This window comes from Enterobacter hormaechei subsp. hoffmannii (assembly GCF_001729745.1).
Taxonomy (GTDB): domain Bacteria; phylum Pseudomonadota; class Gammaproteobacteria; order Enterobacterales; family Enterobacteriaceae; genus Enterobacter; species Enterobacter intestinihominis.
Window position 1 is genome coordinate 583,233 of sequence record NZ_CP017186.1, and the last position, 21,134, is coordinate 604,366.

Annotated in this window: 19 protein-coding genes; 5 read left to right on the plus strand and 14 right to left on the minus strand. The window is 56.7% G+C overall.

Translation table 11 applies throughout. The features are described from left to right. Positions 1–354 precede the first annotated feature (354 nt). From BFV65_RS02745 to BFV65_RS02755, 3 genes are read left to right on the plus strand one after another with little or no spacing between them, the layout of a single operon-like run. Positions 355–825 (plus strand): MarR family winged helix-turn-helix transcriptional regulator, encoded by a 471-nt coding sequence (locus BFV65_RS02745; RefSeq protein WP_022646938.1) that lies wholly within the window; start codon positions 355–357, stop codon positions 823–825. Further along, positions 822–1,889, plus strand: coding sequence for an HlyD family secretion protein (locus tag BFV65_RS02750; RefSeq protein WP_088581776.1), 1,068 nt, complete (start codon positions 822–824; stop codon positions 1,887–1,889). The genes BFV65_RS02745 and BFV65_RS02750 overlap by 4 nt, the downstream gene beginning before the upstream one ends. Continuing rightward, entirely contained in the window at positions 1,879–2,955 is a 1,077-nt protein-coding gene (locus BFV65_RS02755) for a DUF2955 domain-containing protein (protein ID WP_022646940.1), read from the plus strand. Before BFV65_RS02750 ends, BFV65_RS02755 begins: the two co-directional genes overlap by 11 nt. Here the strand turns inward: BFV65_RS02755 and BFV65_RS02760 are convergent. The 3 genes from BFV65_RS02760 to BFV65_RS02770 are packed head-to-tail and all read right to left on the minus strand — an operon-like array spanning position 2,952 to position 5,672. Beyond that, positions 2,952–4,223: a DUF445 domain-containing protein gene (locus BFV65_RS02760; RefSeq protein ID WP_022646941.1), complete on the minus strand. Its 1,272-nt coding sequence runs from the start codon at positions 4,221–4,223 to the stop codon at positions 2,952–2,954. The two genes, BFV65_RS02755 and BFV65_RS02760, sit on opposite strands and share 4 nt — an antisense overlap. Positions 4,224–4,226: 3 nt before the next feature. Beyond that, the gene (locus tag BFV65_RS02765) at positions 4,227–4,880 is read right to left on the minus strand and encodes a LysE family translocator (RefSeq protein ID WP_058645753.1); all 654 of its coding nucleotides are present in this window, start codon (positions 4,878–4,880) and stop codon (positions 4,227–4,229) included. 48 nt (positions 4,881–4,928) lie between these two features. After that, positions 4,929–5,672: a helix-turn-helix domain-containing protein gene (locus BFV65_RS02770; protein ID WP_069597083.1), complete on the minus strand. Its 744-nt coding sequence runs from the start codon at positions 5,670–5,672 to the stop codon at positions 4,929–4,931. A gap of 151 nt (positions 5,673–5,823) precedes the next feature. On the opposite strand from BFV65_RS02770, the gene BFV65_RS02775 reads away from it, so the two are divergent. Further along, entirely contained in the window at positions 5,824–7,194 is a 1,371-nt protein-coding gene (locus BFV65_RS02775) for an NAD-dependent succinate-semialdehyde dehydrogenase (protein WP_069596212.1), read from the plus strand. 178 nt (positions 7,195–7,372) lie between these two features. Here the strand turns inward: BFV65_RS02775 and BFV65_RS02780 are convergent, their stop codons facing one another. Beyond that, positions 7,373–7,918 (minus strand): YfaZ family outer membrane protein, encoded by a 546-nt coding sequence (locus tag BFV65_RS02780; RefSeq protein WP_023299248.1) that lies wholly within the window; start codon positions 7,916–7,918, stop codon positions 7,373–7,375. Positions 7,919–8,327: 409 nt separating this feature from the next. On the opposite strand from BFV65_RS02780, the gene BFV65_RS02785 reads away from it, so the two are divergent. Further along, positions 8,328–9,686, plus strand: coding sequence for an esterase-like activity of phytase family protein (locus tag BFV65_RS02785; protein ID WP_069596213.1), 1,359 nt, complete (start codon positions 8,328–8,330; stop codon positions 9,684–9,686). A gap of 84 nt (positions 9,687–9,770) precedes the next feature. On the opposite strand, the gene BFV65_RS02790 is transcribed toward BFV65_RS02785, so the two are convergent. The 10 genes from BFV65_RS02790 to hpaI form a co-directional block, all read right to left on the minus strand. Further along, positions 9,771–11,618, minus strand: coding sequence for a 3'-5' exonuclease (locus BFV65_RS02790; protein WP_038415242.1), 1,848 nt, complete (start codon positions 11,616–11,618; stop codon positions 9,771–9,773). Between the two features lie 186 nt (positions 11,619–11,804). Beyond that, positions 11,805–12,758 (minus strand): GTPase, encoded by a 954-nt coding sequence (gene yjiA, locus BFV65_RS02795; RefSeq protein WP_069596214.1) that lies wholly within the window; start codon positions 12,756–12,758, stop codon positions 11,805–11,807. A 10-nt stretch (positions 12,759–12,768) separates the two neighbouring features. Then, positions 12,769–12,972: a YbdD/YjiX family protein gene (locus BFV65_RS02800; RefSeq protein ID WP_003856610.1), complete on the minus strand. Its 204-nt coding sequence runs from the start codon at positions 12,970–12,972 to the stop codon at positions 12,769–12,771. A gap of 96 nt (positions 12,973–13,068) precedes the next feature. Then, a complete protein-coding gene (btsT, locus tag BFV65_RS02805) occupies positions 13,069–15,222 on the minus strand; it encodes a pyruvate/proton symporter BtsT (protein ID WP_069596215.1) in 2,154 nt (717 codons plus the stop codon). Positions 15,223–15,441: 219 nt separating this feature from the next. Further along, positions 15,442–15,699, minus strand: coding sequence for an HTH domain-containing protein (locus tag BFV65_RS02810; protein ID WP_022646951.1), 258 nt, complete (start codon positions 15,697–15,699; stop codon positions 15,442–15,444). 120 nt (positions 15,700–15,819) lie between these two features. Continuing rightward, positions 15,820–16,329 carry a 4-hydroxyphenylacetate 3-monooxygenase reductase subunit gene (locus tag BFV65_RS02815; protein WP_003856606.1) on the minus strand — a complete coding sequence of 170 codons (510 nt, stop codon included), beginning with the start codon at positions 16,327–16,329 and terminating at the stop codon, positions 15,820–15,822. Positions 16,330–16,346: 17 nt separating this feature from the next. Next, positions 16,347–17,909: a 4-hydroxyphenylacetate 3-monooxygenase, oxygenase component gene (hpaB, locus tag BFV65_RS02820; protein WP_010427196.1), complete on the minus strand. Its 1,563-nt coding sequence runs from the start codon at positions 17,907–17,909 to the stop codon at positions 16,347–16,349. A gap of 195 nt (positions 17,910–18,104) precedes the next feature. Next, entirely contained in the window at positions 18,105–18,995 is an 891-nt protein-coding gene (hpaA, locus tag BFV65_RS02825; protein WP_022646953.1) for a 4-hydroxyphenylacetate catabolism regulatory protein HpaA, read from the minus strand. Next, positions 18,967–20,310, minus strand: coding sequence for a 4-hydroxyphenylacetate permease (gene hpaX, locus BFV65_RS02830; protein WP_069596216.1), 1,344 nt, complete (start codon positions 20,308–20,310; stop codon positions 18,967–18,969). Before hpaX ends, hpaA begins: the two co-directional genes overlap by 29 nt. 21 nt (positions 20,311–20,331) lie before the next feature. Further along, on the minus strand, positions 20,332–21,129 hold the full coding sequence (gene hpaI, locus BFV65_RS02835) for a 4-hydroxy-2-oxoheptanedioate aldolase (RefSeq protein WP_069596217.1): 798 nt from the start codon (positions 21,127–21,129) through the stop codon (positions 20,332–20,334). Positions 21,130–21,134: the final 5 nt, after the last annotated feature.

Consider the following 21,134-nt stretch of genomic DNA (forward strand, 5'->3'; position numbering starts at 1 on the left):
AGCCGGAAGGAATAAGCCGAGGGCACCGCGAAGCGGCGATTTACCGCCGGGAGCCCGGGTCGCCAGGGTGGTGGCGACTGAGCCACCCTGGCACGTTCACCGGTCATGTCGTTACAGAGTAGCAAGGAACATAAAGTGAACGGAATGACCACCACCGCCGTATGTTCCCCTCACCCTAACCCTCTCCCCGGAGGGGCGAGGGGATTGCTCAGTGCTCGCATTAATTTGTGGGGAACCCTCAGCCCACAGGGAGAGGGAGAATCTCATTTCGCAATTCCTGCGCTTTAACTTCTCGTTTCTTGATACTTACCCTGATAACTATTATCGTGACCGCGTGTGACGAGAGGTTTCCCCATGAGTGAAGAAGAACTGTTTAGCCGCAGGCCGATGGGCATGCGGATGGCGATGATCGTGCGCCAGTGGCGTGCCGTCATTGACGACGCCATTCTCGATACCGGGTTAACCCAGTCGAGCTGGACGGTGATGATGCAGCTGCATCAGCTCGGGGATAACGTCTCGGTGAGTGAGCTGGCGGAGGTGCAGGGCATTGAACTGCCGCCGCTAATGCGCACCCTGACACAGCTGGAAAAACAGGGTTACCTGCTGCGCACCGTCTCGCCGTATGACAAGCGCATCCGGCTTCTGACGCTGACGCCTGAGGGAAAAGCTGTACTTAACAGGCTCACCCAGGTAATTGAGACGCTTCAGACGCGCGTATCGCAAAACATCGCGCCTGAACATCTCGACATTTTCAGCGCCACCCTGAATCAAATCGCCTGCAATTTGCGGACAATCCGCGAAGAAGATAACAAGACCGAAAAATAATGACTCCTGAACAAAAGTTTGCCCGCTGGGTAAGGGTAAGTATTGCCTCTTTCCTGCTGATGTTTGTCTACTTTATCGTCGCGGATATCTGGATCCCGTTGACGCCGGATTCCACCGTGATGCGCGTGGTGACGCCGGTGTCTGCCCGTGTCTCCGGCTATGTGGCGGCGGTCCATGTCCACAACAATAGCCAGGTGAAGAAAGGCGATCTGCTGTTTGAGCTCGACGACACCCCGTTTCGCAATAAAGTGGAAGCGGCGCAGATCGCGCTTGAGCAGGCTCGCCTTTCCAACGAACAACTGGACGCGCAGATCGCCGCCGCGCAGGCCAGCCTGAAGACCGCCGTGCTGACCGCGCGTAACGACAAAGTGACTTTCGACCGCTACCAGAAACTGAGCACCCTGCAGAACGTGTCGCAGGCGGATCTGGATAAGGTCCGCACTACCTGGCAGAGCAGCGAGCAGTCCGTCAGCTCGATTCAGGCGAATATTCATAACCTGCGCATTCAGCGCGGCGAGCGGAATGAACACCGTAACGTGACGCTGCAAAAATACCGTAACGCGCTGGATGAAGCGGAGCTGAATCTTGGCTGGACGAAGGTCTACGCCGAGGCGGACGGCACGGTGAGTAATCTGCAATTAAGCCCCGGTTTTTACGCCTCGTCCGGTTCGGCAGCGCTGGCGCTGGTGAATACGCAGACGGATATTGTGGCGGATTTCCGCGAGAAGAGCCTGCGTCATACCCACCAGGGGACCGACGCCGCCGTGGTGTTTGACGCCTTTCCGGGACGGGTTTTCCGCGCCCACGTGACCAGCAGTGACGCGGGGATCCTCGCCGGTCAGGAAGCCGTTAACGGTCAACTTTCTGAACCGGAAACCTCTAACCGCTGGGTGCGCGATGCCCAGCGAATGCGCATTCACGTGGCGCTGGACGAAGCCTTACCGAAGTCGCTGCCGACCGGCGCGCGTGCCACCGTACAGCTCTACAACAGCGAAGGGCCCTTTGCGCGCTTCTTCTCCGGGATGCAAATCCATCTGGTGAGCCTGCTTCACTATGTCTATTAGCACCCTGGCGCGGGTATTTACCCCGCACGGCAACATCGTCTACACGGCAAACGACTTCCGCCAGACCCTGCGCATTGTCTTTGCCGGGATGATTGCGCTCAGTATTTCGAGCTTCTATAACACCAGCTACGGCGTGTTTTTTGTGGTCTACCCGATCATGCTGCTGTCGCTGGTGCCGGTGTTTAACCGCCACGTGGCGAAGCAGTTTATCTTCAGCGCATCGCTCAACTGCGTCGAAATGGTGATCATCATCGGCTTTCTGTCGCAATGGCCGGTCATTATGACGCTGGTGGTCTTTGCCCTGTACGTGATGCGCTTTCGCTTTATGAGCAAGGGGCCGCTGTTTCTGTTCGGTTCGATGGGCGTGGTGTGCCAGAGCGTAATGCTCAACTTTATGAGCTACCCCACCACCAACTGGCACACGCTTTTGTTCTCCAACATTGAAGCGAGCGTGATGGCGGTGTGTCTGAGCGCGCTGATGAATTACCTGCTGCCGGACGTGGAGCCACGTAAGCCGCCGCCGCTGATAGAGAAAGACGATGCCCGCGTGCGCCACGAGTCGCTGCTCTCCGGCACCGTGGCGACGCTGATTTTCGTGGTATTTCAGATGAGCGACTTAAGCGATTCGCTCTCGGCACTGATGGCGGGCATTCTGATCCTGTTCCCGATGCACTACCGCGGCGCGGTGATGAGCTCAATCTGGCGCGTGGTCGGCGTGGTGCTGGGCTGTCTCTATATCCTCGTCGTTCAGCTTATCCTGTACGATCACAGCAGCCATATGCTGCTGATGATGCCGCTGATCGGCCTCGGGCTGGCATTTGGCGCGCGCCTGCACGTGATGGAGAAGGTCGGGGCCGGGGTGGGATTTTCCAGCATTACCACCATCGGCATTATGTTCGGGCAAAACATGCATCCGGACAGCGATCTGGTGTTCAGCGATCTGTACCGCATCACCTCCGTTACCTTCGCGCTGGTGGTCACGCTGACGATGGTCTTTCTGGTGCACCTGATCCTGAACCGCTTCGAGGCGACGCGCTACGTTATCGCGCCGCCAAAAGCGGATTAATGCCCCAGCACAGCGGGCAACTGAGAAAGTAAAAACAGGATCAGGCCAATCGTTCCGCCTACCAGGGTACCGTTTACGCGAATGAACTGAAGATCTTTACCGATATTGAGTTCTATCTGGCGTGACATATCTTTGGCGTCCCAGCTTTTCACCGTGTCGCTGATATGACGCGTCAGGAATGCCGCAAAATCCGGCGCGACGCGGTGCGCGGCCTGCTCCAGATGCTCGTTCAGCGACGCACGCAGGCTGGCATCATTCGACAGCGTCTCACCAAACCACAGCCCGGCGTTGGCGATACGTTGCTTCACGCGGGAATCGTCGCTCTGCATGTCATTTTTCAGCCACTGGCGCAGGTCAGCCCACATTTCACCCAGGTAGCGGTTAAATGCTTCATCATTCTTCAGATAGTGCTTGATATTGTCGGCTTTGGCCGTCATCTCCGGGTCGTTTTTCAGGTTGTCGATAAACTTCAGCGTGGCGCGGTCAAATGCCCGACGGATCTGGTGCGTGCGGTCGTGGCTGATATCATCCAGCAGCGTGTTCACCGCGTTCGACACCATCTCTGCGCTCTGATCGCCCAGCCACTCGGTGGGCAGCACCATCGCCTTGCGCGGATGCTCGGTCTTCAGCCAGTGGACGATCTGGTCAGAGATAAATTCCCGCGTGCTCTCGCGCTGAATCAGGGTTATCAGACGGTTGATGATGGCGTCCAGCAGCACCTGGTGACGGTTGTTTTTGGTCATGCTTTCCAGCATGACGGCGCTGGTCTCGGTTAAATCGACCTTGTCGATAGCCTTATGCACCGCGCGTTTGAGCAGGCGCTGAATGCGCCCGTCGTCAGTTAGCTCAAGAAAACCGCTCATCACCTGCATCAGATGCAGCCCGACGCGCTGGGCGTTGTCGGGCTTGCTGAACCAGGCACCAATCATCTGGGCCGGCTCGTAGCGGCGAATTAATGCGACCAGCGACTGGGTATCCAGAAACTTTTCCTGCACGAACTGGCCAAGATTGTCGCCGATGCGGTCCTTATTGCGCGGGATAATCGCCGTATGGCGCGAGATAAAGGGAATTGGCACCCGGCGGAACAGCGCGACAACGGCAAACCAGTCCGCCAGCGCGCCGACCATCGCCGCCTCGGCAATAGCTTTTGCGCCGCGTACCCAGAAGGTTTGCGGCAGGAACAGGGTAGTGATAAAGGCCGCAGCGGCAATCAGCAGCAGCGACAGCGCGAGAAGCTTGGCGCGTTTGAGTTCGGTATGTTTTTCCATGGGTTAAGGATAGAGGGATACGGGGGAAAAGTGCAAAAACCGCCACAGCACCCACCCACCAAACCCCATCAATACCACCCCCGCCGTGCGCTCTATCAGCCAGAGCGAACGGCTGAGCTTTCGCTGAACCGCCGGTAACCCCATCAGCGACACCAGCGCAAAATCCCATACCAGTACTACCATCACCATCCAGACGCCGCAGGTCGCCTGCTGAAGCAGCGTGACGTCCGGCCCGAGTAACGCCGTCATCAGCGCCAGGTAGAACAACGCGTTTTTGGGATTCAACAGCGCCGAACCCAGCCCCAGCAGGATCTGCTTACGCAGCGAGGGGCAGCGCTCATGTGTTTCATTTAGCGTCAGCGTCTGCGGTCGGCTGCGTACAAGATGCGAGCCGATCCAGAGCAAATACAGTGCGCCGGATAATTCAATCAACGTGAACAGCCACGCGAACTGACGCAGCGCGCTCCATCCCATAATGACCAGCAAAATGTAAAGCCCGTTTCCTGCCGCTATCCCGATGCACAATCCGGCGCTGCCGCGCAGTCGGTAGCGGGCGGCGTAGCCCATCAGCAGGAAAAAATCCGGGCCCGGGCTTAACAGGGCAACAAAATGCGCCAGCGCCAGGGCGAGAAAAGCGGAAGGGAAGAACAGTTCCATAGCGACCTCAGAATGCAAAACTGGGGCCAGATTACGGAAACACAGAACTTATTTATTGTCTGATATTGATCGGCCCGTAGCGTACTGGCGCGGTGTGGCGGCGGTGTAGCGCACAAAGGTCTTATGAAAATGGCTCTGGTCAGCAAACCCGCTCTGGTAGCCGACATCGGCGATATCATCCCCGGCACGCAGCCGCGCTTTGGCGTACTCTACGCGGAAGATATTGAGGAAGCTGCCAGGCGTCAGGCCCGTGTCCTTCTTGAAGGTACGGATCAGCGTCTCCTTTCGCAGCGAGAATCGTTGCGCAAGTGCGTCGAGGGAAGGCGGGCTGGAAAGACTGGAAAGAAATGCCTGCTGAACCTGCTGGCTGGTTGATCCAGGCTTTTCTGCCTCATCCATGCAATGGGGAAGGGCAGCAAGCAGCCTGTCCACGGACGCAGGGGACATCCTCTCAACAACTTCCCGGTAATACATAAACAGCGTAGCGTTGCGAATCACCTGAACCGCAAGGTGAAGGTCCGTATCGATATAAAGCATATGATAACTACGCGGCTGCCCGGCAACAGGGTTGCAGCTGTGTGGGACATAAGCCGGGATCACAATCAGGTCCCCGGGCTGGAGGATGTATTCTCTGCCATTACACACGCAGCATGTCTGGCCTTCCACAATTGCGCCGATGGAGAGCTGCGGGTGACAATGACGCTTATAGGCCTGCGTGCTCTGCCACGTGCTGCGCAGCTCAAGGCCTGAGGCGCGGTGAAAAGTCTGCCGGATGTGTCGGGTATCGGTCATATGAACTCCTTCTGGACGTTTTTTATACCACGTCAGCAAACCGTCTGGCAGCGCTTCATTAAGAACCTTCCGTATATACCCAACTTTACCTTCATAGCCAGTCATGTTGACTACCCTTAATACCCTAAGCGGTAAAACATGGAGATTCGATATGGCTTATCAGACAGTAAATCCTGCCACTAACCAGCTCATCAAAGAATATCCCTCCCACACTGACGCAGATGTTGAAGCGGCGCTGAAGGCAGCCGATGCGCTCTATCACTCCGACTGGGCGAAAGGCGACATAAGCCAGCGCCTGCCGGTACTGCATAAGCTGGCGGACCTGATCGACGAACGCGTGGAGGAGCTGGCGAAAATCGCCAGCCAGGAGATGGGTAAGCTCATCGAACAGAGCCGCGGCGAGGTGAAGCTGTGCGCGCAAATCGCCCGCTACTATGCGGACAACGCGAAGCAGTTCCTGGCCCCGGTGAAGTATGACTCTGAACTCGGGGAAGCATGGGTTGAACATCACCCCATTGGCGTGCTGATGGCCGTCGAACCATGGAACTTCCCATACTATCAGTTGATGCGCGTTCTGGCGCCAAACCTGGCGGCGGGTAACCCTGTCATCGCTAAACACGCCAGCATTGTGCCGCACTGTGCGGAAACCTTCGCCCATCTGGTGCGTGAGGCGGGCGCGCCGGAAGGGGCGTGGACCAACCTGTTTATCTCGTCCGATCAGGTGGCGAACATCATCGCTGACGATCGCGTACAGGGCGCGGCGCTAACCGGTTCAGAAAAAGCGGGCAGCGTGGTAGCGGCCCAGGCGGCGAAGCACATTAAGAAATCCACGCTGGAGCTTGGCGGTAACGACGTATTCGTGGTGCTCGACGATGCGGACCTGGATAAAGCGGTGAAGATCGGCGTTAACGCGCGGCTCAACAACGCCGGGCAGGTCTGTACCGCGGCGAAGCGCTTTATCCTGCATGAAAAGATTGCCGATGCCTTCCTGAGCAAATTCACCGAGGTATTTAAGCAGGTGAAGATTGGCGATCCGCTGGACGAAAGCACCACGCTGGGGCCGCTGTCCTCTAAAGACGCGCTCGACACGTTGACCAAACAGGTTAACGAGGCGGTGAAAAACGGCGCTACGCTGCACTATGGCGGCAAACCTGTGCAGCGAGACGGGAGCTTCTTTGAGCCGACCATCCTGACCAACATCTCACGCGACAACCCGGCGTACTTCGAAGAGTTCTTTGGCCCGGTAGCGCAGATTTACGTGGTGAAAAACGACGACGAGGCGGTCGCGCTGGCGAACGACTCCCACTACGGCCTGGGCGGAGCGGTGTTCAGCCAGGATATTGAGCGCGCGAAGAAAATGGCATCGCGTATTGAGACCGGGATGGTGTACATCAACTGGCTCACCGATACGGCGGCAGAACTGCCGTTCGGCGGCGTAAAACGTTCGGGTTACGGACGCGAGCTGTCGGACCTGGGGATCAAAGAGTTTGTGAACCAGAAGCTGGTGGTCGTTCGCAAGTAATGTCGGACATAAAAAAACCTGCCATCCGGCAGGTTTTTTTATTAACAGTCTCATCGCCTTTTTTGCCTGGTGGCGCTACGCTTACCCGGCCTACAAGGTGCAATAATATTCATAAATTGCACCCTTCATTGTAGGCCCGTGCAAGCGTAGCGCCGCCGGGCGAAACGGGCAAACAGGCTTAGAAGGACACGCCACCGCCAACATATGCGCCGTCAATCAGCGTGTGGTTAGGACGACCGTCTTTACCATCAACGCTCACGTGACGATAACCCACCTTCAGCGTCACCGGCTTCACTGGCGTCCAGCTTACGCCACCGTTCGCTTCAACGTAGTTTTTCACGCTGTTGTTCAGGCCGTCTGGCGCAACGTAGCCTTCACCGAATACCCTGATGCTGTCGGTCAGGGCAACGTTCACACCGCCGCCGACCGGGAACGCCACGCCGTTATCGCCTTTTTTCGGGCCAACGTAGAGGGCCTTAGCGCCTGCGTTCAGCATCACCGGGCCGACTTCAAAGTTGTAGCCTGCACCTACGCCACCGGTTGTGGTGCCGTCATCGGTGTTTTTCAGCCAGCTACCTTCGGTGTACAGACCGGAGGTTGATTTCCCCATTTCCACATTCAGGTTGGTAAAGTTTTTACCCTGCTCAATGCTGCCGCCCATGGCCAGTGCGGAGCCCGATACGGCAGTCAGAGCGGAAAGAAGGAGAACGTTGAGCTTTTTCATGAGTTTTTCCTCGTCATCAAATTAATCTGAGGGCACCTTAACAAGAGCTGTTTATCTCTGCAAATGCGATGCTTGTCACGTTTTTATGCTGTTTTTGTTTGGTTTTTGAATTTTAAATGTTGTTCGAATGTTGACCCGGCAAGGAGTCAATACGTAATGCATTCGCGTTTAGGAAGGGTTCAGGATTCTCATTAAACGTACGCTGAACGGGCCGGAAAAATTAGTTCAGGATGAATTAATTGAGTTTCTAATAATTTCCAAAAGTGTTTCAGTTGTCACAGATAAAGACACAGGTTTACATTTCTGGAGGTGGCTATACGCCCCGTCGTGCCGAACCGCTTTCACCATGTCATTTTTCTGACACATTTCTTCATTACGTTGTTGGCTTCACTTACTGGGCGCTAACACTATGAAAAGAAAAATCATTCCTGTGCTAATTGGTTGTGCGCTCTCTTTCTCTGGCCTGGCGGCACAGCCAACCGCGGAGCGTTACGTCGTCAGTTTTCCCGAAGGTGCGCATGTCAAATACAGCGGTGCGTTTGCCAGCGCGTTTCCGAACGGGCTGCCTGTGGGGATTGGCTCTGGCCTGCTGTTTATGGGCAAGCAGGGCGACGCCCTGACGTTTATGACCGTGACCGATCGCGGTCCTAACGCGGATTCGCCAAAAATGGGGAAAAATGACGCTAAAATCTTTGTTACCCCGGATTTCGCCCCGCAGCTAATGACGATCCGCGTGCAAAACGGTAAAGCGGAGGCCGTGAACGCGCGTCCTTTGCATGACGATAAAGGCGAAATCAACGGTCTGCCGCTGCAAAGTGGCGTGATTGGTTCCACCAATGAAATCGCGCTAAGCGACACCTTAAAAGTGCTGAAAGGCGATAACCGCGGGCTGGATACGGAAGGCATCACGCCGGACGGGAAGGGCGGCTACTGGCTGTGCGATGAGTATGGCCCGTTCCTGATTAATATTGACAGTAAAGGGAAAATCCTCGCGATCCACGGCCCACAGGCGGCGGAAGGGGAGAAATCCATCGCCGGCGGTCTGCCAAATGTTATCAAATGGCGCCAGGCAAACCGGGGATTTGAAGGCCTGACCCGCATGCCGGACGGACGTATTATCGCCGCTGTCCAGAGTACGTTGGATATCGACGGGAAGAGCAAAAAGCAGGCGCTGTTTACGCGACTGGTTAGCTTCGATCCGGCGACCGGAAAAACCGCGATGTACGGCTACCCTGTCGACAGCGCGGCCTACAGCAAAAACAGCGACGCCAAAATCGGCGATATCGTGGCGCTGGATAACCACACTATCCTGCTGATTGAACAGGGCGAAGATAAAAACGACGTAATGCGTAACCTCATCTACAGGGTGGATCTGAGCAAGGCGAGCGATCTGGCCGCCTTCGACAAGCCGGGCGAATACCCGGAATTTGACGATGAGAAAACGCTGGCGCAGCGCGGCATTACACTTGCGGAAAAAACGCAGGTGGTCGATCTGCGTGCGCTGGGCTGGCAGCAGGAAAAGGCCGAAGGGCTGGCGCTGATTGACGACAAAACGCTGGCGGTGGCGAACGATAATGACTTTGGCGTGAAGGTGGCGATGCACAACCCGGCCGAGGGCAAGAAGCTCAAGGATTATCGGGTGAACGCGGAAGGCAAGCTGACGCTGGATGACAAAGCGGTTGAAACTACTCTCAGCGTCAAGCCACTGAAGAAGCCGGAGTCCGACAGCGAGCTGTGGATTGTGACGCTGCCGGAGGCGTTGAAATAATATTGGGCTTTACCCCTCACCCTGGCCCTCTCCCCACAGGGGAGAGGGGATTGTTCGGTGCAGATACTTTTCAACGCGGAATAGTTAGATCGACTTAACGCTCTTTTCCCAGGTCTCGACCAGATGATCTCGCAGGCTTCCGGTTCCGTGCATTGTCACCAGAAGATTCTGTCGTGCGCGGGTAATGCCGACGTAAAGGCGCTTGATATCGTCACTCAGATCTTCACTGTCCCTTTCCTTTGCCGCATCCATAATGGCGACCGAATTAAACTCAAGCCCCTTGCTGCTGGGCAGCGGCATGACGCAGAGGTAATCATTCTGCGGGGACCAGTGCTTTTTATCATCGCTGGAGACAATCATCTGGTATGGGATCTTGCGGGCTTCAAGCCTTGGCGCGAGCATGCCTGAAATGCTGTAGGTTGAGGGGCACAGTATGGCGATTTCTGACCACGCAACACCTTCCTGTCGCTGCTCTGTGACCCAATCGAGGACGCGCGTAATCTCCTCGTCCTGATTATCAAAGCTGGCCAGCGCGGGATACTTCCCGGACAGGCCACCTGCGGCAGGCTGCTGGTATTTGAGAGAAGCTTCTATGTGATTATTGAGATAATTAAATGCTACGCTGCTGGCAAAATGGAGTATTTGCCGGGTGTTGCGATAATTGGTATCCAAAATAGTTGTACGGCCCTGAGCCTTTATATCGACGCTGGACAGGGTAAAATCGAGAGCTTTCTTTTTCTGATAAATTGACTGAGCGTCATCGTACAGAAACAGCAGGGAGCTATCTTTATTGTCCGGCATTTTGGCGAGGATTCTTAGCCATTCCGGTTTAAAATCGTGTCCTTCATCTATCAAAACGGCGCTGTACTGCTCCGGTTTGATTGCTCCCTCTTCAAATGCCACCGTCAGCGCATTCTCCATCAGCTCAATAAAGTTTTTGCTCCTGGGGGGAAGACGCCGATGCGCGTTTAATTGCTGATAACACCAGGCGTGGAAATGGATAACTTCGACGGGAAGTCTGAGGCTATGCTGTTCGAGCTGCGCTTTGAGTTTTTTAGCCAGCGTAATGTTGTAGCAAATCACAAGTATCGGTTTGGTGTTTTCAATGTTGTTGGCAAGCTCAATACATCGGTGGTGCAAAATGAGCGTTTTGCCCGAACCTGCCACGCCATGAATTACCCTGTGTCCCGCCCCCATACTTCTGGCGAGTTGTTCCTGGTTCCTGTCCATCATGCATACCACATCAGGGGTGTGGAAAGTAAAATTATCCAGGTCAACCCGCGTAACGGATGGGTTAATGCGGACATCGGGATAAAGATGCCACCGGATGCGGTCGAGCTGCTGTGGTGTTGTGTTATGAACAAAGTGATGTTTGAGAAGGGATTCGAGCCGGCCAGAGATTTGTTCTCGAGTCATAAACTCGTTGAGTTCGTCTTTGCATATCACCTGGCTGGCGGGCAATATTTCATTCAACTCCTCAGGTGTAAAACTCTTTTCCAGCTGTGCCCGAGTGATGTTGCTCAAATAAACACCGTATCCATACGGCATAATAAAACCGCCCTCATGCTCTCCCTGTTTCTGGCGAAGCAGGGGATCTTTTTTCAGGCTATTGATGATATGAAAGGTATATTGTCGAACTTGTTCGAGTGGGTTCTTCAACGGCTCTATGCCGTTTTTGGTTTCATAATTAATATGGGTTTTATTAGCCGATTTTATTTTTGTGATATACCAGTCTTTCACTTCTATAAACAGCAGCCCTTTATCGGGGGCCAGAATCACAAAATCAGGATGATCGTCTTTGTCTCCCATTCGGATATCATACCAGCAGGTACATTGTTCGCTGAGCCCACCCTCCAGAAGCCTTGCCAGTCTTTTTTCTCCTGCCGTAATTTTCTCGCTACAGCTGCTAACCGTGGGAATAATGATTGCCATATTACGCCTACCAATTCATGAAAATTATATGAATCCAATTAATTAATATTGTAACCAATATTAATCAAAGCATGATTTCATTCATGATAAGAACATTAACAGACAATATTGCAAACAGAAAGGGCGAAACCCGCATTTTGCCCTAATGAAATACGCCCCCTTTACTGTTTAAAGGGGAGCGACGATTTACTTTTTCAGTCCCGTAAACGCTGCCCGAATTTCCTCTTCCGGCAGCTGTATTCCAATAAACACCATCACGCTGTGCGGCGGTTCATCGCCCCACGGACGATCCCAGTCGGCGCTGTACAGGCGCTGCACGCCCTGGAACAGCAGGCGGTTCGGCTCGCCGTCGATCCACAGCATTCCTTTATAGCGCAGCAGATTGTCGGCAAACGACAGCAGCAGGTTCTCCATCACGCGCGAGACCTCGCTGATGTCCACCGGGTAGTCCAGCTCCACCACAATCGACGCTACGTCATTTTGCTTGTCTGCCATAAAGTGGAAGCGCGGTTTCGCGGTGACGTTCTCCTCCAGCATAAAGCCGTTGGTGTTGAACAGCTGAGACAGGTCGATATCGCCGTGCGTCACGGTATAAATGGGTGCGCGCGAGTTGATGCGCGTCAGGCGCTCACGCAGTTTTTCGCTTTCACCCGCCACGTCGGTTTTGGTCAGCAGAATGCGGTCGGCGTAGCCAATCTGAGACTGGGCGATGGTGAACTGGTTCATCTGTTCGTCGGCGTGTACCGCGTCGACCAGGGCGATGACGCCGTCCAGCAGGTAGCGCTGGCACAGAATGTCGTGGGAGAAAAAGGTCTGAATAATCGGGCCGGGGTCGGCCATGCCGGTGCACTCGATCACCAGACGGTCGAAGACGATGTCACCGCGATCGCGGCTGTCGAGCAGGTCCAGCAGGGCGTCTTCTAATTCACTGGAGCGGGTGCAGCAGATGCAGCCGTTGGTCAGGGTTTTGATCTGCGTGGCGCGGTCGCCAATCAGCTGATCGTCAACGGAGACTTCGCCAAATTCGTTTTCAATGACGGCGATTTTGAAGCCGTGCTGTTCATTCAGGATGTGGCGCAGCAGGGTGGTTTTACCGGCACCGAGAAAACCGGTCAGCAGGGTAACGGCAATCGGGGTCATGGTTTCTCCTTTAGCAGCAGCGGACGCCGCCTTCTCCACTTCCGCCGTAGCGCGCTTCCTGACGCTCGCGGAAGAATTCAGTGTAGGTCATGTACGGCTTATCCGGATGGTTGGTCTTCATATGCTCAACGTAGTTGTCATAGTCCGGAATGCCAATCAGCATTTTCGCCGCCTGACCGAGGTATTTTTTTGCTTCGCCTAAGTTACCAAACATAACGTGTCCTGATAAGAAAAAGCCCGGTGGCGCTACGCTTACCGGGCCTACAGTAACGTTGTAGGGCGGGTCAGCGCAGCGCCACCCGCCATTTTATTAATGGTGTGAAGACGTCTTCACGCCGCCTTCCGGCACCGGCACGTACGGGGTTTCTTTGTCTGTACGGCCATCGGCGTTACGCACTTTCATCCAGGTTTTAATGCCGTAGAAGATAATGCTGTACACCACCACCAGGAACAGAATGCTCAGACCCGCGTTGGTGTAGTTGTTCACCACGATATGGTTCATGTTGGCAATCTGCTGCGCAGTCAGATCCGCGCCGCCTGCGGCAATCTTCTCTTTGTACTGGTTAGCCATGAAGAAGAAGCCTTCCAGCTGCGGGTTGGTGCTGAACAGTTTCAGACCCAGCGCCCAGGTGGTGCAGAGCAGCAGCCACAGCGCAGGCACCACGGTGACCCAGATGTACTTGGTGCGTTTCATCTTCACGAGGACAACGGTACCCAGCACCAGGGCCACGGCCGCCAGCATCTGGTTAGAGATGCCGAACAGCGGCCACAGGCTCTTCACGCCGCCCAGCGGGTCTACAACGCCCTGATACAGCAGATAACCCCACAGACCTACGCAGCCCGCAGTACCCAGAACACCTGCTACCAGAGAGTCGGTTTTCTTCAGGAACGGCACGAAGTTACCCAGCAGATCCTGCAACATGAAGCGGCCTGCACGCGTACCGGCATCCAGCGCGGTGAGGATGAACAGCGCTTCAAACAGAATACCGAAGTGGTACCAGAAGCCCATGTCCGCCCACGGCAGCACTTTGTGGAACACGTGTGCGATACCCACCGCCAGCGTCGGTGCGCCACCTGCGCGGTTCAGCACGGATGGTTCGCCGATGTCTTTCGCGGTCTGCATAATCTGCTCAGGCGAAATCACGAAGCCCCAGGAGCTGACGGTCGCCGCCGCGTGTGCGCTGGCGTCTTTCAGCTGCGCCATAATCAGCGCGGTATTTTCGCCGCCCATCTCATGCAGGTTTGGCATGGTGATGCCGAGACCCGCTGGTGGGGTGTTCATCGCGAAGTACAGCCCAGGCTCGATAATCGACGCCGCAACCAGCGCCATGATCGCCACGAAGGATTCCATCAGCATCGCCCCATAACCGATGAAGCGCGCGTCGGTTTCGTTGGCCATCAGCTTCGGCGTGGTGCCAGAGGAGATCAGCGCGTGGAAGCCAGATACGGCGCCGCAGGCGATGGTGATAAACAGGAACGGGAAAAGGGCGCCTTTCCACAGCGGACCGGTACCGTCAATGTACTGGGTCACCGCCGGCATTTTCAGCTCCGGGTTGATGATCACAATACCAATGGCCAGCCCGACGATAACGCCGATTTTCAGGAAGGTCGCCAGGTAGTCGCGCGGAGCCAGAATCAGCCACACCGGCAGCAGCGCTGAGATGAACGCGTAACCGATCAGCGCGAAGGTGATGGTGGTGTCTTTAAAGGTCAGCGCCGGGCCCCAGTACGGGTCGTGGGCAATCACGCCGCCGAAGTAGATGGAGGCGACCAGCAGCACGATACCGATGACCGACACCTCGCCAACGCGGCCTGGGCGCAGGAAGCGCATGTAGATGCCCATGAACAGCGCAATCGGCACGGTAGAGCAGACGGTGAAGACGCCCCACGGACTTTCGGCCAGCGCTTTCACCACGATCAGGGCCAGCACTGCCAGGATGATGATCATGATCAGGAAGCAGCCGAAGAGGGCGATCGTGCCCGGCACGCGGCCCATCTCCTCTTTGATCATCTCGCCCAGCGACGAACCATTACGGCGCGAGGAGATAAACAGCACCATAAAGTCCTGCACCGCTCCCGCCAGCACTACGCCCGCCAGCAGCCAGAGCGTACCCGGCAGGTAGCCCATCTGCGCAGCCAGCACCGGACCGACCAGCGGACCCGCGCCTGCAATGGCGGCGAAGTGGTGACCAAACAGCACGTAACGGTTGGTTGGCACATAGTTCAGGCCGTCATTGTTAATGACCGCCGGGGTGGCGCGCGTCGGGTCGAGCTTCATGACCTTCTGCGCGATGTACAAGCTGTAGTAGCGATAAGCCACAAGATAGACGGAAACCGACGCGACCACGATCCACAGGGCGCTGACGTGCTCGCCCCGGCGTAATGCGACAACCGCCAGACAGAAAGCGCCGATGATCCCGAGGATGGCCCAGGGCACGTGCTTAAGTAGTTTTTTAGTATCCATAGTAAGACCTGGTTTTTTATGTAAAGAAAAAAGGGTCAGGGTTCGTTGTGAGGAGGTATTGATTAATGCTGGAGCGATCGTGCCAGATCCTCGCGCGTGTAAAGCACGGTAAATGGGTGAGTGGTTGAAAGCGATGCGTGAGCGGTCAAAAGCGAGGGTGAGTGGTTAAGGCTCACCCCCGGCGGGAGAAAATATGTGATTGAGATCACTGAGAATAATCTAGCCCTGCGGGGTTTCGTCGTTCGCATCAGGGCATTGCGTGCAGCGGCAGGGCTGATATGCGGGCAGCAGCTGATAGCGTCCTTTGCCGTCGTGTTCGATAATTGGGGAAAGGGCCTGTAGATCGCGGTACACCGTACGTTCGGTAATGCCAAATTTTTGCATCAGATCGCGGCGATTAACGCTTCCGTTGCGGTGCAGAGCAATAATGATGTCAACCAGACGCTCAGCCGAGCGGCTTCGGGGTGAAGGGGCCATAAGACTTTCCAGCGTTAAGGGGGCGGCTGACGACGTCGTCAGCCGCCCCGAAAAATTTATCTTATGGATAGTTAACGGCGCACCTTTGCGGAAACCTTAGCGTTTTTTTGTGCAACGGGATCAAACCGCGGCTTCCATCTCCATCATCACCGGGTGGAAACGGCGTTTGAAGTAGATCAGGCCGTGCCCCTCGCTGCTGAGGATGATGTTCTTAATCTCCACCAGGTAGACCAGATGGGTGCCGATGGTTTGCACCTGGGTTATCTCACCTTCCAGGCTTGCCAGGGCGCCTTTCAGCACCGGCTGCGCCAGCGGTCCTTTCTGCCAGCAGGAGAGAGCAAAGCGCTCCTCCATGGCCATGCCGGTCATCCCGGCAAAGTGGCGGGCCATGATCTCCTGCTCGTGGTTCAGCACGTTGACGCACAGTTTGCCGTTGCCCTGGAAGACCGGGTTCATGGCGCTGTTGGCGTTGATGCAGACCATGACCGAGGGCGGGGTATCCGTGACCGAACAGACGGCGGTGGCGGTAATGCCGCAGCGGCCCGCATCGCCCTCGGTGGTGACCACATTCACCGCCGCCGACAGGCTGGCCATCGCGTCGCGAAAACGCAGGCGTTCTTCAGATTGCATTGAAACCTCCCGCTGCGTTATTTCAGCAGCTTATCCAGCATGTTGATATCAGTGTTGTTGTGCAGGTGCGGTACGGTCCAGCCGTGCTGGTCGTACTCGGACATGCAGCGGTCAACCATCGCCATCATCTTGTCCATGTTGCCGGAGCTTTGCGCCTGACGCAGGCATTGCAGGCGGATCTCATCCTGGCTACCGGAGTAGTTGATTTCGTACAGCTCGTGACGTCCGCCAAACTCGCTACCGATGGCATCCCACATCAGTTTCAGAATCTTGATGCGTTCGACGTGATCCATCCCGTTGGAGCCGCGCACATACTTCGCCAGATACTGGTCGATCTGCGGGTTGTTCAGGTCCCGCGCGCTGGACGGCAGGTAGATCAGCCCGGAGGTCACGTTGCGTTCGATGATGTTCTTGATTTTCGCGTAGGCCATTGGCGCCATCACGCGGTAGGTCTGTAACGCCGCGTGGTCAGGCAGGTACGCGCCGTTTACCCACGGCGTGGCTTCGGAGCACATGGAGTCGCTCAGCGCCCAGAACATGTTGCGCCACGCCACCACTTCGCCGAGATCCGCCTGCACGCCGCGGAACTCGAGGGTGCCGGTACACTCCAGCGATTTCTTCAGCAGAGCGGTGATGAAGTCGAGCTTCACCGCCAGACGCACGCAGGCCTGAAGCGGGTACATGCGGGCGAAGCCACCTTCCATCGTCCAGCGACGGCAGCGGTCGAAATCGCGGTAGATCAGCACGTTTTCCCACGGGATCAGCACATGATCCATCACCAGAATGGCGTCGTTCTCGTCAAAGCGGCTGGAGAGCGGGTAGTCGTACGGGGAACCGGTCGCCCCTGCCACCATCTCGTAAGAGGCGCGGGAGATCAGCTTCACCCCTTCGGCATCCATCGGCGCGACGAACATTAGCGCGAAGTCCGGGTTTTCGCCCATTACCTGCGCAGAGCCAAAACCAATCATGTTGTAGTGGGTCAGCGCCGAGTTGGTGGCCACCACTTTCGCGCCGCTGACGATGATCCCGGCATCGGTCTCTTTCTCCAGCTTGATGTAAACGTCTTTCACCTCGTCCGCCGGTTTATGGCGGTCGATAGGCGGGTTGACGATGGCGTGGTTAAAGTACAGGCCGGTTTCCTGAATACGGGTGTACCAGTTGCGGGCGTTCTGCTCGAACTGACCGTAGAAGGCAGGGTTCGCCCCCAGCGCGCAGCCGAACGCGGCTTTGTAGTCTGGCGTGCGGCCCATCCAGCCGTAGCTCAGGCGCGACCACTCGGCGATGGCGTCGCGCTGCTGGCGCAGATCGTCGGCGCTTTTCGCCACGCGGAAGAATTTATGGGTGTAGCCGCCGCTGCCGGTGTCGGTGCCCCAGCAGAGGGTATCCTGCATGTCTGGCTTGTGCAGGGCATCGTACATCTGGGCGATGGACGCCGCCGCATTGCGAAATGCCGGGTGGGTAGTGACGTCCTTAACGCGCTCGCCGTAGATATAAATCTCACGGCCATCTTGCAGGCTTTTTAAATACTCTTCACCGGTTAACGGACGTTTGGCATCAGCGCGGAAATCTTCAGGCTTCATAGGGACCTCGTATCGGAAGATGGTTGTTAAATTTATGTTTTGTTTTTGTTGTTTAATTGAAGCGTGAGAGGGGCTGAACGTGAAGGGACGATTGGGACAACGGCAGGTACTTTTCGGGTGGGATGTTGTTTTGTGATCTGTGCGGCTTTTCGGCGGGTGGCGCTGCGCTTACCCGCCCTACGAACCGTGATGCGTTCAGGAAACCGGTACTTTCTGCGCCCGGTATGCGCTGGGTGAGCACCCCGTCAGTCGGTTGAAAAAACGGGCGAAATAGGCCGGATCTTTAAACCCCAGTTGCCAGGCAATTTCGCTCACTGTGCTGTCGGAAAACAGCAGCAAGCGCCTGGCTTCCCGCAGCTGGCGGTCGAAGATCAGCCGTTTCGGCGAGCGGTTGGCAAAGCGGCGGCAGATATCGGTCAGGCGGGATTCGGTAAGATGCAGTTCGCTGGCGTATTCCGGCACCGTCCAGTGCTCGTGGTAATGCGCATCTGTCAGCTGGTTAAAGCGCTGAAACAGCTTCAGCTCGCCGCGCATGCCGCCTGAAGCGTGGTCGTCGAGCTTCGCGTTGCGCAGCAGCAGGGTAAATACGGCCTGCGCCAGCAGAACCAGCGTATGCTCACGGCCCGGCAGCTGTTCCGTGGATTCCCGGGCAATGAGCTGCCAGTAATGCTTCAGCGCCGCCAGCTCGTCAGGCCTGTCGGCAAGCGACAGGCAGATCCCCGGCAGGCCGAACGCCTCCCGCGTGCCGGGGTAGAGCACTTCTAACAACGGCCAGATAAGATCCTCGCGCACCGTCAGCACGTGGCCGTCGCTGTCGGATTCAGTGATAAACGCGTGCGGCACCGACGGCGGCGTCAGAACGAACAGCGGCGCCTGCACCGAGTAGCGGTGGTCGTCGAGCTGCAGCTCAATCTGCCCGGTGTCGAGAAAATGCATCTGAAAATACTGGTCGTGGCGGTGCGCCTGCATGTCGCGGCCAAAAAAGGCCGCCATGCGGGCGAACGACTGGTAGTGCACATCGTCGGTGCCCAGACTTTCGTCGTACTCCTTGCTGATATCAATGTTGGCGATAGGGCTCTGGCACATGATCGTTCCTCTTTTGAACCCGCTGCGTCATCGGAATGCGCGTCAGCACCAGCGCGCCCACTACCAGCAGACCCGCCACGAACCACAGCCCCGAGCTGAAGCTGCCGGTCGCGTCGCGCAGAATACCAATCAGCAATGGGCTGACGGCAGACCCGACGTTGCCGATGGCGTTGATCACCGCCAGCGCCACCGCGCGGGATTGCAGGCTAATCACCTGGTCCGGCGTGGTCCAGAATATCGCCATGGCGGTAAACGATCCGGTTGAGGCCATGATGATGCCAAGCAGCTGGATCAGGCTGTGATCGGTCGCCGAGGCCAGCATCCATCCCGCCGCCGCAAACAGATACGGCAGGATAGTGTGCTTTTTTCGCTCTTTCAGCCTGTCGGAGCGGCGGCTCCACCAGATCATCCCGAGGATGGTGCAAAACTGCGGGATCGCCGCCAGCAGGCCAATCACGATATTGCTGCTGCCGGTGTTGAAGCTTTGCAGGATCTGCGGCGTCCAGATGTTGATCGCGCTCAGCGTATTCGTCAGACAGAAGTAGGCCAGCGTGTAGAGCAGTACGGCGGGCGTCAGCACCTCGCGCAGCGTCGATCGCGGCGTGGCGACGTGCGCAATGGCCAGTTCCTGCTCGCGGGCGATCATCGTTTTGAGTGCCTGCTTTTCATCATCATCCAGCCAGGTGGCCTGATCCGGGGTGTCGTTAAGGTAGAACCAGGTCACCACGCCGAGCACCACCGACGGCAGCCCCTCCAGCAGGAACAGCCACTGCCAGCCCTTCAGGTTCCACAGCCCGTCCATCGCCAGAATGTACCCGGAGAGGATCGAGCCGAGCATCATGGTCACCGGCATGGCGATCATAAACAACGCGTTGGCGCGGGCGCGGTGATACGCCGGGAACCACCAGGTGAGATAGACCAGGATCCCCGGCAGGAAACCGGCTTCGGCAATGCCCACCAGCATGCGCAGGACGTAGAGCGTTTCCGGGCTGGTGGCGAACATGGTGCAGGTAGAGGCGATGCCCCACACCACCATGATCCCGGCGATCCAGCGCCGCGCGCCGATTTTCGCCAGCATGATGTTGCTGGGGATCCCGCACAGCACGTAGGTGACGTAAAACAAGGTCGCGGCCAGGCCAAACATGGTCGACGTGAGGCCCAGATCTTTGCCCATCGTTAGCCCGGCAAAGCCGATGTTGATGCGATCGAGAAACGAGAAAACAAACAGGATAAAAAGAAACACGATCAAACGACGGAACAGCTTATTAATAACGCGATGTTCAACAGCTTTATTATGCAGGGTTGAGGTCGTCATGTTGCGCTCCACATCGTACGTTTAGTAGACGGATTTATTGTTATTAACTGACGTAACCGGTTGTTCGATAAAGCGTGCCGCCAGCGCTTCCGCGCCGCGGGCGAGCAGGGTGGTGTCGACGCCGACGGCGACAAACAGCGCGCCGAGTGCAAGGTAACGTTTCGCCAGTTGCTCGTTCGCCATCAGGATGCCGGGCGCTTTACCGGCGGCGCGTATCTGCGCGATCGCCTGCTCAATGGCGGCCTGCACCTCCGGGTGCTGCGGATTACCGGCAAAGCCCATGTCGGCACTCAGATCCGCCGGGCCGATAAACACGCCGTCGACGCCGTCCACGTCCAGGATCTGCGGCAGGTTTTTTAACGCTCTTAGGGTTTCGATTTGCACCAGCACGCACATGGCGTCGTTAGCCTGATGCAGGTAGTCCGGGATACGGTTCCAGCGCGACGCCCGCGCCAGCGCGCTGCCGACGCCGCGAATGCCGACAGGCGGATAGCGGGTGGCGCTGACCGCCAGCCGCGCTTCGTCGGCGTTTTGCACCATCGGCACCAGCAGGGTTTGCACCCCCACGTCCAGCAGCTGCTTGATCTGCACCGGATCGTTCCACGACGGGCGCACCACCGGCTGGCTGGGATAAGGGGCGATGGCCTGTAGCTGAGTCAGAATGGTCTGCACGCTGTTCGGCGCGTGCTCCCCGTCGATCAGCAGCCAGTCAAAACCGGCCCCGGCCAATAGCTCAGCGCTGTAGCTGCTGGTTAGCCCCAGCCATAACCCGATTTGCGGTCGGCCCGCTTTCAGCGCCGCTTTGAATGCGTTTTGCATGATCA